Source organism: Roseateles sp. GW823-FHT07B05 (assembly GCF_058794515.1).
Genome location: NZ_JBXAGX010000003.1, coordinates 155682 through 169015, shown reverse-complemented (window position 1 = coordinate 169015; position 13334 = coordinate 155682). Strand labels below are relative to the sequence as shown.

General features: G+C 71.4%; 16 protein-coding genes. 9 read left to right on the top strand and 7 right to left on the bottom strand.

Going from position 1 to position 13334, the window contains the following annotated elements; all coding sequences use genetic code 11:
- Positions 1 to 5 precede the first annotated feature (5 nt).
- The 5 genes from AC1Q7O_RS08930 to AC1Q7O_RS08910 all read left to right on the top strand — a co-directional run bounded on the left by AC1Q7O_RS08930 (position 6) and on the right by AC1Q7O_RS08910 (position 4372).
- Entirely contained in the window at positions 6 to 668 is a 663-nt protein-coding gene (locus AC1Q7O_RS08930; protein ID WP_492661087.1) for a thiol:disulfide interchange protein DsbA/DsbL, read from the top strand.
- On the top strand, positions 665 to 1321 hold the full coding sequence (locus tag AC1Q7O_RS08925) for a thiol:disulfide interchange protein DsbA/DsbL (RefSeq protein WP_492661086.1): 657 nt from the start codon (positions 665 to 667) through the stop codon (positions 1319 to 1321). Before AC1Q7O_RS08930 ends, AC1Q7O_RS08925 begins: the two co-directional genes overlap by 4 nt.
- 45 nt (positions 1322 to 1366) lie before the next feature.
- Positions 1367 to 1969 (top strand): lipopolysaccharide transport periplasmic protein LptA, encoded by a 603-nt coding sequence (gene lptA, locus AC1Q7O_RS08920; RefSeq protein WP_492661085.1) that lies wholly within the window; start codon positions 1367 to 1369, stop codon positions 1967 to 1969.
- Positions 1969 to 2724 (top strand): LPS export ABC transporter ATP-binding protein, encoded by a 756-nt coding sequence (gene lptB / locus AC1Q7O_RS08915; RefSeq protein ID WP_492661084.1) that lies wholly within the window; start codon positions 1969 to 1971, stop codon positions 2722 to 2724. The genes lptA and lptB overlap by 1 nt, the downstream gene beginning before the upstream one ends.
- Before the next feature lie 154 nt (positions 2725 to 2878).
- Positions 2879 to 4372, top strand: a complete 1494-nt coding sequence (locus AC1Q7O_RS08910) for an RNA polymerase factor sigma-54 (protein WP_492661083.1) — start codon at positions 2879 to 2881, stop codon at positions 4370 to 4372.
- A gap of 63 nt (positions 4373 to 4435) precedes the next feature.
- Here AC1Q7O_RS08910 and AC1Q7O_RS08905 read toward each other — a convergent pair whose 3' ends face one another.
- Positions 4436 to 5272, bottom strand: a complete 837-nt coding sequence (locus AC1Q7O_RS08905; protein WP_492661082.1) for an AraC family transcriptional regulator — start codon at positions 5270 to 5272, stop codon at positions 4436 to 4438.
- Between the two features lie 124 nt (positions 5273 to 5396).
- Here AC1Q7O_RS08905 and AC1Q7O_RS08900 point away from each other — a divergent pair, with 124 nt between their 5' ends.
- Together AC1Q7O_RS08900 and AC1Q7O_RS08895 are read left to right on the top strand one after the other, a co-directional pair.
- Entirely contained in the window at positions 5397 to 5759 is a 363-nt protein-coding gene (locus tag AC1Q7O_RS08900; protein ID WP_492661081.1) for a DUF4148 domain-containing protein, read from the top strand.
- A 47-nt stretch (positions 5760 to 5806) separates the two neighbouring features.
- Positions 5807 to 6745, top strand: a complete 939-nt coding sequence (locus tag AC1Q7O_RS08895; RefSeq protein ID WP_492661080.1) for an alpha/beta fold hydrolase — start codon at positions 5807 to 5809, stop codon at positions 6743 to 6745.
- 37 nt (positions 6746 to 6782) lie between these two features.
- Here the strand turns inward: AC1Q7O_RS08895 and AC1Q7O_RS08890 are convergent, their stop codons facing one another.
- Positions 6783 to 7652, bottom strand: coding sequence for an alpha/beta hydrolase (locus AC1Q7O_RS08890; protein ID WP_492661079.1), 870 nt, complete (start codon positions 7650 to 7652; stop codon positions 6783 to 6785).
- 55 nt (positions 7653 to 7707) lie between these two features.
- Between AC1Q7O_RS08890 and AC1Q7O_RS08885 the strand changes: the two genes are divergently transcribed.
- Positions 7708 to 8976: a THUMP domain-containing class I SAM-dependent RNA methyltransferase gene (locus AC1Q7O_RS08885; RefSeq protein ID WP_492661078.1), complete on the top strand. Its 1269-nt coding sequence runs from the start codon at positions 7708 to 7710 to the stop codon at positions 8974 to 8976.
- Positions 8966 to 9472: a hypothetical protein gene (locus AC1Q7O_RS08880; protein WP_492661077.1), complete on the top strand. Its 507-nt coding sequence runs from the start codon at positions 8966 to 8968 to the stop codon at positions 9470 to 9472. The genes AC1Q7O_RS08885 and AC1Q7O_RS08880 overlap by 11 nt, the downstream gene beginning before the upstream one ends.
- Here AC1Q7O_RS08880 and AC1Q7O_RS08875 read toward each other — a convergent pair.
- The 5 genes from AC1Q7O_RS08875 to AC1Q7O_RS08855 form a co-directional block, all read right to left on the bottom strand.
- A complete protein-coding gene (locus AC1Q7O_RS08875; RefSeq protein ID WP_492661076.1) occupies positions 9454 to 10617 on the bottom strand; it encodes an MFS transporter in 1164 nt (387 codons plus the stop codon). The genes AC1Q7O_RS08880 and AC1Q7O_RS08875 overlap by 19 nt on opposite strands.
- Positions 10614 to 11327: a 16S rRNA (uracil(1498)-N(3))-methyltransferase gene (locus AC1Q7O_RS08870; protein ID WP_492661075.1), complete on the bottom strand. Its 714-nt coding sequence runs from the start codon at positions 11325 to 11327 to the stop codon at positions 10614 to 10616. Before AC1Q7O_RS08870 ends, AC1Q7O_RS08875 begins: the two co-directional genes overlap by 4 nt.
- Positions 11328 to 11481: 154 nt before the next feature.
- Complete coding sequence (locus AC1Q7O_RS08865) at positions 11482 to 11718, bottom strand: hypothetical protein (protein WP_056266878.1); 237 nt, start codon at positions 11716 to 11718, stop codon at positions 11482 to 11484.
- Positions 11719 to 11812: 94 nt separating this feature from the next.
- Positions 11813 to 12562 carry an enoyl-CoA hydratase/isomerase family protein gene (locus tag AC1Q7O_RS08860; protein ID WP_492661074.1) on the bottom strand — a complete coding sequence of 250 codons (750 nt, stop codon included), beginning with the start codon at positions 12560 to 12562 and terminating at the stop codon, positions 11813 to 11815.
- Positions 12559 to 13296: a hypothetical protein gene (locus tag AC1Q7O_RS08855; protein ID WP_492661073.1), complete on the bottom strand. Its 738-nt coding sequence runs from the start codon at positions 13294 to 13296 to the stop codon at positions 12559 to 12561. Before AC1Q7O_RS08855 ends, AC1Q7O_RS08860 begins: the two co-directional genes overlap by 4 nt.
- Positions 13297 to 13334 lie beyond the last annotated feature (38 nt).

Genomic DNA, 13334 nt, shown 5'->3' with positions numbered 1-13334 from the left:
ACGCCATGAAGCGCCGCGACTTCTCCGCCCTGCTCGCCACCACGCCGCTCGCCGGCGCCACCGGCACCGCGCTCGCCCAGGGCGGCCCCGTCGAGGGCCGCCACTACACGGTGGTTTCGCCGGCCCTGCCGACGCCGCCGGGCAAGATCGAACTCATAGAGTTCTTCTGGTACGGCTGCCCGCACTGCTACGCATTCGAGCCGCTGGTGGAGAACTGGAGCCGCCAGCTGCCGGCCGACGTCAGCTTCCGCAAGGCCCACGTGGCCTTCCGCGCCAACCTGAAGCCGCATCAGCGCATGTTCTACGCGCTGGAGGCGCTGGGCAAGGAAGTGCAGGCACGGCCGGCCATCTTCGCGGCCATCCACCAGCAGGGCCAGACGCTGGACGACCCCAAGGTCCAGGCCAAGTTCCTCAGCAACCTCGGCGTGGACCCGGCCAAGTACCTGGACGCCTACAACTCCTTCGGCGTGCAGACCAAGTGCACGCAGGCCGACAAGCTGTCCGACGCCTACCGCATCGACGGCGTGCCCAGCCTGGGCATCGGCGGCCGCTTCCTGACCTCGCCGGCCCTGGCCGGCGCCGGCCAGCGCCTGCCCGAGCACGAGTCCGGCCAGCGCGCGCTGCAGTACACCGAGTTCCTGATCCAGCGCGTGCGCAACAAGACATGAAGCGACGTGACGCCACCTTCGCGCTGGCCGCCGCCGGCCTGGCCGCCACGGCACCCACCGCCTTCGCCCAGGGCGGGCCGGTGGAGGGCCGCCAGTACGTGCGCCTGCCCCAGGCCCTGCCCGGCACGCCGGGCAAGGTCGAGGTCATCGAGTTCTTCTTCTACAAGTGCCCGCACTGCTTCGCGTTCGACCCGCTGCTGGAAGCCTGGCTGCACCAGCAGCCGGCGGACGTGGTGTTCCGCCGCGTGCCGGTGGGCCAGCAGGCGATGCTGAAGCTGCATGCGCGCATGTACTACGCGCTGGAAGCCATGGGCGCGCTGACACCGCAGGTGCACGGCGGCATCTTCAACGCCTTCCACCGTGCGGGCCTGGACGCCAATGACGAGGCGGCCGTCGTCGCGCTGGTCGGCAAGCTGGGCGTGGACACCACCAAGTTCAAGGCCGCCTTCTCGTCCTTCGGCGTGAACGGCAAGCTGGCCCAGGGCCAGAAGCTGGCCGAGCTGGCGGGCGTCGACGGTGTGCCGGCGCTGGTCGTCGGCGGGCGCTTCCGCACCGCGCCCAGCCTCATGCAGGGCCAGAACGAGCTGGCGCAAGGCCAACAGGCGCTGGCTGCGGCAGATTTCCTGATCAGGTTGTCGCGAGGGAAAGGCTGAGGCCAGGCTCAGGCCCATAGAATGGCCTGCAACTTCCGTGCCGCCATGCTGCCCCGCCTATCCCTGCTGCTCCTCGCACTCGCTGCCTGCGCCGCCCATGCGGAGAAGGCCGACCGCACCAAGCCCATGGTCTTCACGTCGGACCAGCGCGGCTCCGTCGACGGCGTGAACCAGCGCACCGAGCTGCAAGGCAACGTCGTCATCACCCAGGGCAGCCTCATGCTGCGCGCAGAGAAGGTGGACGTGCGCGAGACCCGCGACGGCTACATCCAGGCTTACGCCAATGGCGCCACCGGCAAGCCGGTGACGTTCCGCCAGGGGCAGGACAAGCCCGGCGAGTCCATCGAGGGCGTGGCCGACCAGCTGGAATACGACACCCGCACCGAGACCATCCGCTTCATCGGCAGCGCCACGATGCGCCGCATGCGTGGCAGCACGATCACCAACGAGGTGTCGGGCGCCGTCATCCTCTATGACAGCCGCAGCGAGGTGTTCACGCTGGAGGCCGGCAACACGTCGCCCAACCCCAGCGGCCGCACCCGCATCGTCATCATGCCGCCCGCCCAGCCCGACGACCCGGCCTCCGCGCCGGCGCCTGGCCTGCCGCTGAAGCCGTCCACGACGCTGACACCGGGCAAGGCCTCGTGATGGCGCAGGCCTGCACGAGCCGGCTCGAAGCCGAGGGCCTGGCCAAGACCTACGGCGTCCGCAAGGTCGTCAAGAACGTGCATGTGCGCGTCGACTGCGGCGAGGTCGTCGGCCTGCTGGGCCCCAACGGCGCCGGCAAGACGACCAGCTTCTACATGATCGTGGGCCTGGTGCGCTCCGACGCCGGCGTCATCCGCATCGACGGCGCCGAGGTGCAGCGCCAGCCCATCCACGCCCGCGCGCGGCTGGGCCTCTCCTACCTGCCGCAGGAAGCCTCCATCTTCCGCAAGCTGACGGTCGAGCAGAACATCCGCGCGGTGCTGGAGCTGCAGCAGGACGAGCGCGGCAAGGCGCTGTCCAAGGGCCGCATCGACGAGCTGCTGAACGGCCTGCTGCACGACCTGTCCATCGACGGCCTGCGTGACAGCCCGGCGCCGGCACTGTCGGGCGGCGAGCGCCGCCGCGTCGAGATCGCCCGGGCGCTGGCCACGCAGCCGCGTTTCATCCTGCTGGACGAGCCGTTCGCCGGCGTGGACCCCATCGCCGTGCTGGAGATCCAGCGCATCATCGGCTTCCTGAAGGCCCGCGGCATCGGCGTGCTCATCACGGACCACAACGTCCGCGAGACGCTGGGCATCTGCGACCGCGCCTACATCATCAGCGAGGGTGCCGTGCTGGCCGAAGGCACGCCGGACGAGATCGTCGCCAACGCCGATGTGCGGAAGGTGTACCTCGGCGAGCATTTCCGGATGTAGGGATGGTGAGCCCCTCGCCCATCCTCGCGGCGCTGAACGCGCGCGATTCCGGTCGGTCCCCCGAGGGGACGGCGATGCTCACGGCATTGAGCCGCTCGCACATCGCCTGCGGGCCGGCTTGGGAGCGGCCCGGCGCCGGTCCGCGGGTCACACCATGAAACAGACCCTCCAGGTCCGCCTCAGTCAGCACTTGGCGCTGACGCCCCAGTTGCAGCAGTCCATCCGGCTGCTGCAGCTGTCGACGCTGGAGCTGCACCAGGAGGTCGAGCAGATGCTGGCCGCCAACCCGCTGCTGGAGGCCGAGGAAGAGTTCACCGTCAGCGCGCCGGAGCTGGCCACCAATGCGCCGGCCGAGGCCGGCACGGAGGCGTCGGCCGGGGAGTCCGAGGGCGGGGAGTCTGCCGAGCTCAGCGGCGAGGACTTCGGCGGCACCGAGCGCGAGGACTGGGAGAACGGCACCGAGCGCGACGACTTCGACGGCATCCGTGAGCTGCCCAGCAGCAGCCCGTCCAGCGGCGACGACGACGGCGAGCGCGAGAGCCAGGAGTCCGCCGAGACGACGCTGGCCGAGCACCTGGCACAGCAGCTGGCCGGCCTGAGCCTGTCGGCCGCCGACCGCGCGGCGCTGCACGTCGTCATCGAGTCGCTGAACGAGGACGGCTACCTCGAAGACCCGCTGGAGGACATCGCCACCGCGCTGGCCGGCGACGACCCCGAGGACCGCGACGAGCTGCTGGACCACCTGCGCATCGCGCTGCGCCTGCTGCAGAGCCTGGACCCGGCCGGCATCGGCGCGCGCGACCTGTCCGAATGCCTGGTGCTGCAGCTGCGCGCCCGGCCCAAGAGCCCGGCGCAGGCCATCGCCCTGCTGATCTGCAAGAGTCATCTGGAGCTGCTGGCCCGCCGCGACATGCGCCGGCTGATGGCCGAGACCGGCGCCGACGAGGCCTTGCTGCGCGAGGCGCAAGGCCTCATCACGCGGCTGGAGCCCAAGCCGGGCCGCCGCTTCGCGCAAAGCGCGGCTGCGGCCATCGTGCCCGACGTCATCGTGCGCAAGGTGGGCCGCGAGTTCCGCGTCATGCTGAACCCCGAGGTGGCACCCAAGCTGCGCATCAACGAGCTGTACGCGAACGCGCTGCGCGCCACGCGCGGCGGCATCAGCAACTCGCCGCTGGGCGGGCAGCTGCAGGAGGCGCGCTGGTTCATCAAGAACATCCAGCAGCGCTTCGACACCATCCTGCGCGTCAGCCAGGCCATCGTGGAGCGCCAGCGCGGCTTCTTCACGCACGGCGAGCTGGCCATGAAGCCGCTGGTGCTGCGCGAAATCGCCGACGAGCTGGGCCTGCACGAGTCCACCATCTCGCGCGTGACGACGGCCAAGTACATGGCCACGTCCTGGGGCACCTTCGAGCTGAAGTACTTCTTCGGCTCGGGGCTGAGCACCGAGGCCGGCGGCGAGGCGTCCAGCACCGCGGTGCGCGCGCTGATCAAGCAGTTCGTCGCGGCCGAGGACATCAAGAAGCCGCTGTCCGACAGCGCGCTCGCGGCGATGCTGGAGGAACAGGGCATCCAGTGCGCCCGCCGCACGGTGGCCAAGTACCGCGAAGGCATGAAGATCGCGCCGGCGAATCTGCGCAAGGCGTTGTGAACGAGGCGCTGGCCTTGCTCCAGTCGCTGCGCGAGATGTCGGTGCGGCGGCTCTCCTGACCGCTCAATCCTGCGGCAGCTCCGCCTTGCGCCACTCCCGCGGCGACTGCCCCGTGTGCGCGCGGAACGCGCGTGACAGCGCCGCCTCGCCGCCGTAGCCCACGTCCATCGCGATGTGCTTGAGCGAGCGGCCCTCGCGCAGCCCTTTCTGCGCCAGACCGATGCGCCAGCGCTGCAGGTAGACGCCCGGCGTACAGCCGACGACATCGCGGAAGCTGTTGGCGAACACGGTGCGCGACATGCCCGCCGCCGCCGCCAGCTCCTCCAGCGGCCAGTCGCGCTGCGGCGCCTCGTGCATGGCCACCAGCGCGCCGCGCAGCTTCGGGTGCGACAGCCCGGCCAGCATGCCGGACTCGACCCGGCCCTGCGCCATCAGCTCGCGCAGCACCCAGATCAGCAGCACCTCGAACAGCCGGTCCAGCATCAGCTGGCGGCCGCAATACGTCGCCTCGGCCTCGGCGAACAGCTGCGCCAGCACCGGCGCGCAGCCGGGCACCGACGCCAGCGGCAGGCACACCCAGGCCGGCAGCGCCGCGGCGATGGGATGGCCGGCACCGCCGTCGAAGGCCATGTGGGCGCACAGGAACTCGGCACCGCACGCCGGGTCCGTCACGAAGCGGTGGGCCAGCGGGCGCGGGTAGAGCAGCAGGCTGGGCTCGGTGATGCGCAGCGGCTCGGGCACGCCGTCATGGTGGACGGCCACATCGCCCGACCGGATCAGGTGCAGCTGGCCGCGCCCGGCCTGTGGCACCAGGCTGTTGACGCCGCACAGCGCGCCGGTCTGGAAGGTCTCGGCGCGCACGGCGAAGTGCGTGAACAGCGCGGCAAGTCGGTCGGCCATGATCGGTACCAGATGCAAAGTTAAACGTACTTTATGGCATCTCAGGTACACCCATCGTCGGCACAGTTCATCCCTGTCGCAAGACAGATCCAACGCCCCCACCGACACCTTCCAGGAGCCTGCCATGACCCGCCAACCCAGCTTCAACCGCGCCGTCCTCCAACTGCTGTTCGCCGCCGCTGCCGTCACGGCCGGCGCGTCCGCCCAGGCGCAATCCTTCGTGTCCGACCCCGAGTCGGGCTACAGCGTCAGCGTGCAGTCCACCGTGTCGCGCGCCGAGGTGCTGGCCGAGCTGAAGGTCTACCAGGAATCGGGCCTGGCCGCCGCCGAGCGCGTGGCCAGCGAGACCGGCGCCTGGAACAGCCCCGCGCTGCAGGCCGCCCGCCAGCGCTATGCCGCACTGCGCCACGGCGAGCGCTATGCCGCCCTCGTCGCCGAGTACGCCGCCCGCCGCGGCGAGACCGTCCGCCCGGCCAGCAAGGCCTGATCGCCCCCTGCCCCGCAAACCCGTCACCCCCGAAAAGGAAACCCGCCATGTCCGCCTTCACCCGCCTCGCCCTCGCCGCCACCATCGCCGTCGGTGGCTTTGCCATCCAGACCCAGGCTGCGGCCGCCACGCCCACGGCCGCCACCGCGGTCGCCAGCCAGTACGTGGCCGCTGCCGACGGCACGCCGCTGTATGTCAAGGACTGGGGCCCGAAGAACGGCCCGGTCGTCGTCTTCAGCCACGGCTGGCCTTTGAGCTCGGACAGCTGGGAGTCACAGATGCAGTTCCTGGCCGAACGCGGCTTTCGCGTCATCGCCCATGACCGCCGCGGCCACGGCCGCTCCGGCCAGCCCTGGGCCAACAACACGATGGACCAGTACGCCGACGACCTCGACGCCGTGCTGCGCGCCAAGGACGTGAAGCGCGCGACGCTGGTGGGCTTCTCCACCGGCGGCGGCGAGGTGGCCCGCTACATCGGCCGCCACGGCACGGCCCGCGTCGCCAAGGTGGCGTTCGTGAGCGCCGTGACGCCGATGATGGGCGCCAGCGCCACCCACCCCGAGGGCGTGCCGGAAGCCGTGTTCGACGGCCTGCGCAAGGCGTCTCTCGACAACCGCGCCCAGCTCTACAAGGACATCGCCGGCGGCCCGTTCTTCGGCTTCAACCGCCCGGGCGCCAAGGTCTCGGCCGGCCAGGCGGACAGCTTCTACGTGCAGGGCATGCAGGCCGGCGCCAAGGCCACCTACGACAGCATCGAGGCCTTCTTCCACTCCGACTTCCGCGGCGACCTGGCGAAGGTGAACGTGCCGACGCTGGTCATCCACGGCGCCGACGACCAGATCGTGCCCATCGAGACGACCGGCCGCGCGACGGCCAAGCTGGTCAAGGGCGCACGCCTCATCGAGTACGCCGGCGGCCCGCACGGCATCACCGACACGCACAAGGACCGCCTGAACCAGGATCTGCTGGACTTCGTCAGCAAGTAAGCCCGCAGGCGCCGCCCGGCCCGACGCCGGGCGGCGTTCAGTCCTTGGAGGGGCCGCGCTCCGGCGCCAGCGGCTCGAACACGAAGCGCATGCCGCGCGTGTAGCTCTCGGCCTTGGTGCCGGCGTGGCGCTCGCCATCGATGGTGCGGTTCTCGTACACCAGCCCGGGGTGCTTCAGCGTCGGCAGCAGCGCCTGGTAGCGCTGGATGCCGGCCAGGAAGCCGGGCCACTCGCTTTCAGCACCGGTCACGTACAGCCGCGCCGCGATGGGCTTGCCCGTCGCCGCATAGGCCTTGGCCTGACCAATGATCCAGTCCCCGCCCACCACCACCGCCGGGCTGGCCGCGATGTAGCCCTTGAACAGCGCCGGCTTGGCGTACATCGCATGCAGCGTGAACAGCCCGCCCAGCGAGCTGCCAGCGAGATAGCGCTGCGCCGGGTCGGCACGGTACTCGCGCTCCAGCAGCGGGAAGATGTCCTGCTCCAGCGACGCGATGAACTTGTCGGCGTGGCCGGTGCCAAAGGCCAGCGGGCCCAGCTTCACCGGCGACAGCTCCCAGCCGCGCAGATCGCCGTAGTCCAGGTTGTCACCCGCATAGCCCAGGCCGACGACGATGAACTCGGGCACGACCTTGTCGTAGGCCAGGTTGTTGTACGACGCGACGACGGTGGCGAAGTCCCAGTAGCCGTCGGTCACGTACAGCACCGGGTAGCGGCGCTTGGGCTCCTTGGCGAACGAGCCCGGCAGGTGGATGTGCAGCTGGTAGGTCCGCCCGTCGGCGTTCTTCGGCAGCGCACGCAGCTGGGTGTTCGGGATCGTGTGCGCGGGGTAGGCCGGCGTCGGGTCGGCGGCCTGCGCCTGCAGCGCACCGAACAGGAAGGCCAGGGACAGGACGAATCGCTTCACGGTGGCTCCAGGCTTGGATAACGCTATCCAGTTTAGGGGCGGCGACAATGCACCGGTGAGCCTGCCCAACAAGTTATCCCTCTTCGTGTCCTGCCCCGGTGGCGTCGAACCGCTGCTGGAGGAGGAGCTCAAACGCTTCCTGCCGCCCGGCGTGCGCAGCAAGGTCGAGGCGCTGCGCGGCGGCTGCGGCCTGGTGGGCACGGCGGAAGACGTGCTGCGCATCAACCTCGAAAGCCGGCTCGCGCAACGCGTGCTGGTCGAGCTCATCGAAGGCCCGTACCGCCACGAGGAAGACCTCTACTCGCTCGCCCGCCGCGTCGACTGGCGCGACTGGATCACGCCGCGGCACACCATCCGCGTCGACACCGTCGCGCAGCGTTCGCCGCTGAAGAGCCTGAACTTCACGACGCTGCGCATCAAGGACGCCATCTGCGACCAGCTGCGCGAGCACACCGGCGAGCGCCCCAGCGTCGACACCCACTCGCCCGACCTGCCGGTGCTGCTGCACGTCGGCCCCGAGCGCGCGGCGATCTACGTCGACACCTCCGGCGAGCCGCTGTTCAAGCGCGGCTGGCGCGTCGACAAGGGCGACGCGCCGCTGAAGGAAACGCTGGCCGCCGCCATGCTCGCCGCCGCCGGCTGGCGCGGTGACAGCGCGCTGCACGACCCCTGCTGCGGCTCCGGCACCATCCCCATCGAGGCCGCGCTGATCGCCTGCGACTCCGCGCCCGGCCTGCTGCGCCGCTTCGCGTTCGAGCGGCAGATCCCGTTCTCCACGCCGGCGCTGAAGGCGGTCTGGGGCGAGATGGCGCAGGCCGCCCGCGCCCGCATCCACCCGCCGGCCGTGCCCATCTACGCCAGCGACGTGGCCTTCCGCATGGTCGACTTCGCGCGCCGCAACGCCGAGCGCGCCGGCGTGGCGCAGTACATCCAGTTCAACGGCGGCGACGCGCTGGAGCGCCCGGCGCCGCAACTGCCTGACGGCATGCCCGGCGCCATCGTCATGAACCCGCCCTACGGCGAGCGCATCGAGGTGCGCGGCAAGGCCGCGATGACGCGGGACGCGCGCGGCTCCGAGGAGCTGGACGCGGGCGACGACTTCTTCCCGCGCCTGGCCGCGCACTGGAAGCGCCAGTACACCGGCAACCCCGCTGGCTGGACCGCCTGGATGCTGACGCCCGACATGAAGCTGCCCAGCAAGATGCGCCTGAAGGAAAGCCGCCGCGTGCCGATGTGGAACGGCCCCATCGAATGCCGGCTGTTCCGCTTCGACCTCGTCAAGGGCTCGGCGCGCAAGCCGGCCGCGGACGACGGTGCGGCGTGAGCTGATCGCCGCCGCGCTGGCGCTGCTGTGCGCCAGCAGCGCCCAGGCCGACGGCTGCACGCTGGTGTTCGGCCAGGGCCGCAACGCGACGCAGCCCGGCGGCCCGGACTGGGACGACCTGAACCAGCGCTTCAACGCCGCCGTCGCCGGCGCGCTGCAGGCAGACGGCCGCAGCGCCCATGCGCTGGACGCCTCCACCCGCCAGATCGACCCGCAGGCCGCCGGCCGCGCGCTGCTGGCCGAGGCCGACCGCCTGGGCTGCCACACGCTGGTGGAGACCACCGTCTTCGACGACGCCGGCACGCTGGTGCTGCGGCTGCGTGCCTACCCGCTGCTGCCGCAGCTGGGCGACGGCGCCGCCATCGTGGGCCTGCGCATCGGCGCACCGCTGTTCGTCACGCAGCGCGACCTGGCGCCCGCCGCCGTGCGGCGCATGCAGCCCGAGCTACTGGCCGCGCAGATGGCGGCCGACTACCTTCAGCACGATCGGCGCTGACGCCACCCCAGCCAGGCCAGCGCCGCCGCGCACAGCGCGATGGGCACCAGGCTGGCCAGGTTCATCCACTGCCAGCCTCCCGTCGTCACCAACGCGCCGGACGAGAACGACGTGACCGTCATCGTCGCGTAGACGCCCGTGTCCATCAGCCCCTGCGCGCGCGTCTTCTCCTCGGGCCGGTAGGCCTGCGTGAACAGCGTCGTGCCGCCGATGTAGAGGAAGTTCCAGCCCACGCCCAGCAGCAGCAGCGCGCCGAGGAAATGCGCCAGGTCCTGCCCGCTGAGCGCGAACGCCACGCAGCCCGCGTTCAGCAGCACGCCCATCCACATGACCGGATGCACGCCGATGCGCTTGATCAGCGGCCCGGTGAAGAAGCTGGGCACGAACATGCCCAGCACATGCCACTGCAGCACCAGCCCGGCGTCAGCAAACGGCAGGCCGCACTGGCCCATCGCGATGGGCGTGGCCGCCATCAGCAGGTTCATGACGCCGTAACCCAGCGCACTCGCGGCCAGCGCGACGAGGAACACCGGCTGGCGCACCAGCTCCGCCCCCGGCCGCCCGCCCGCGCCCGGCGCCGGCCGTGCCAGCGGCGGGAAGTCGATCAGCGAGATCAGCGCCAGCCCGGCCAGCGCCACGACGATCAGCAGCAGGTAGGCACCGGCGAACGGCACCGTCAGCAGGTACTGGCTCTCGCGCGCCAGCAGCGGCCCGATGACCGCGCCCAGGCAGCCACCGCCCAGCACCCACGAGATGGCGGCCTCGCGCTTCTCCGGCGCCACGAGCTCGGTCGCGGCGAAGCGGTACAGCGCCGCATTGGCCGTGTAGTAGCCGGCGATCAGCGTCGCCAGCACCACGCCCCAGAACTGCTGGTACAGCACGCTGACGAAGGCCATCACGCAGCTGAACAGCGCCACGCCCAGCCCGATCTGGAAGGCCCGCCGGCGCCCGAAGCGCAGCTGGTGCCGCCCCACCAGGCGCGCCGTCAGCGCGCCGCCGGCCACGTAGGCGCAGATGGGCAGCGTGGCCATCCACGGCCGCGGCGCCAGCGCCAGACCGACGAGGCCGTTGATGGCCATGAAGCAGATGTTGTTGGTGAGGAACAGGCCCTGGGCCAGCACCAGCAGGGCCAGGCGCTTGTTCAAGACAAGGCCAGCCAGGACAGCACCGCCAGCGGCGCCGTGTCGGCCCGCAGGATGCGCGGGCCCAGCGTGACGGCCGCGAAGCCGCGGGCACGCGCGGCGTCTTCCTCGGCGTCGCTCAGGCCGCCCTCGGGGCCGCTGAGGAACAGCGCGCGCGGCTGAGCCAACGCCCCCAGCGGCGCCGCCGCCCGCGGGCTCAGCAGGCCACGCCACTCGTCATCGGCCGGCGCCGGCAGCGCGGCCAGCCAGGCGGCCAGCGGCTGCACGGGTTCGACGCGCAGCGGCACCGTGCGCCCGCTCTGCTCGGCCGCCGCGATGGCCACACCCTGCCAATGCGCGCGCTTCTTGTCGGCCCGCTCGCCGGCCAGGCGCAGCACCGACCGCTCGCCCACCAGCGGCTGCAGCGCCACGGCGCCCAGTTCGGTGGCCTTCTCGACGAGGAAGTCCATGCGGTCGTTGGCCGGCATGACAACGGCCAGCGTCACCGCACGGGAAAGTTCACGCTGCGGCCGCTCGGCGTCGATGAGATTCACGCGCACCTCGCTGCGCCCCATCGCCGTCACCTCGGCCCGCCATTCCGGGCCGCTGCCGTCGAACAGCGTCAGCGCATCCCCCGGCTGCAACCGCAGCACCTGCACATGGCGTGCAGCACCCGCCGGCAGCGTGAAGTCGCCCGGCTGAGTCAGTGGGGTGTCAACGTAAAAGCGTGGCAAGGCCGTGGTGCCTTATACGGGCCGAGCGCCGGGCCGCTCCCAAGCCGGCCCGTCTGGCGATGTGTTCGCGGCTCGATGCCGCGAACATCGCCGTCCCCTCGGGGGACCGACCGGACTCGCCCGCGTTCAGCGGCGAGACCGGGCGAGGGGCCGCCTATTTAGCAGCAATCTGCGCGTCCAGCTCCTTGCAGGACGGCGAGCACACCGGCTGGGACTTGCCCAGCAGCTTCTTGGACTTGAGCATCGCGCGCGGGCGGTGCTTGCCGCAGAGGAAGCAGGACATCGTCGCTGCGCCGAAAGAGGAGGTCGCCGCGAAGGGCGAGCCCGGGGCTTTGGAGCGGTAGCGCAGACCATCCGCTTCGATGGTGGTCTTGGTGGTTTCTTTGGCCACGCTGGTCCTGTCGAAGAGTTGTAAGTGGGGAACGCCGGGCAGGCGCTGGGGCCCTGTATTTTCCACCATGTCGGCAGACCCCGGCCTAGGGCTTTCAACACCCCTCGAATTTGGCCGTTCTTTTTTCGGCCCAGGCGGCCTGTCCCTCGGCCAGATCGCGCGAGTCGCGGGCCGTCAGGATGTCGGCCGCAAGCCGCTGTTCATCGAGCCTGCCGGCCGCGATGGCGTTGAGATGCTGCTTCATCGGCAGCAGCGCCAACGGCGCCATGGCCAGCAGTTCGGCCGTCAGCGCGGCGAGTGTCGCGTCCAGCGTGTCGACATCGGGCAGCAGCTGGTCCAGATAACCGCAGGCCAGCAGCGCGGGCGCGTCCAGCGTGCGGCCGGCCAGCAGCACCTGCTTGGCGGTGGCCAGGCCCAACCGGCTGACGAAGCGCTTCAGCCCGCCCGCGTAGAAATGCAGGCCGATGCGCGCCGCCGGCACGAACATCTCCACGGCCGGTGCGCCGAGGCGAAAGTCGCAGGCCAGCGCCAGGTCTGCCGCGCCGCCATAGACGCCGCCATGCAGCCGCGCGACGGTGATGGGCCGCGCCGCCTCCAGCGCGTCGGCCAACTCGCCGAAGCGCGCGCCGGCGTCGACGCTGCCCAGCGCGCCCAGGTCGAAGCCGCTGCAGAAATGCCGTCCCTCGCCCGCCAGCACCAGCACACGCACGGCGGCGTTCGCATCGACCGCGTCGATGAAGCCGCGCAGCGTGGCCAGATCATCCACGCTGAGCCGGTTGGCCTGGCGCGGGCGGCGCAGCGTGATGCGGGCGACACCGCCCTCCACCGTCAGCAGCGGGTTCACGTGCGCCGCCTTGCCACGCGGTTGCGCAGCGCGTAGCCGTCGTTCAGCCGCGCGAACGTCGCGCTGCGCTCCGCGTCGGCCAGCTCGCGCAGCGCCTGCGCCTGACTGGGCCGCAGCCGCGGGTCCTGGTGCAGCACCAGCTCGGCGATCAGCACCCAGTCCGCGTCCAGCTCGGCCGGCCAGACCTTGGCCTCAAGCGGCAGCTGGGCCAGCAGCTGGTGCAGCGCGCCCAGGGCCGTCTCGGCCGCGGTCAACGTGGCCAGCTCGGGCCAGCGGCCCAGCACCGGCGCCTCCAGCCGCTGCGGCGGCCACAGCGCGCACAGCCACTGCGGCGCGTGGTTCTCGACGACGGGGTGCCCGGCGTGGCCGGCCACGAGCTCGGACGTCGCCCCGCGCACGCGCCGCACCAGTGCCGTCCAGGCCCGCGGTTCCCAGGCCGACAGCAGCTGCGCCGGGCGGTCGGCGCGCGGCACCGGCAGGTTGAGGCGCGGAATGTCGTTGACGGGCGGCGGCGGCGCCACGTGCGGCAGGTCGATGTCCTCGACGTCCTGCATCGCGTAGCCGCGCGCCTGCAGCCGCGCGCGCTTGGTGGCGTCGATGCTGGCGCGGCCGGCGTCCAGCAGCCGGCCCAGGTCCAGGTCGTCCAGCGGCGGCGGCGCGGGCGCGCGCCAGCCGTCCAGGACGCGGGCGGGGTCGAAATCGTCGGTCTTGGCCATGGCGATGCTGGCGGGCATTGTGACGACGTAAGCTCCCATCCCCGATCCCCTGTTGT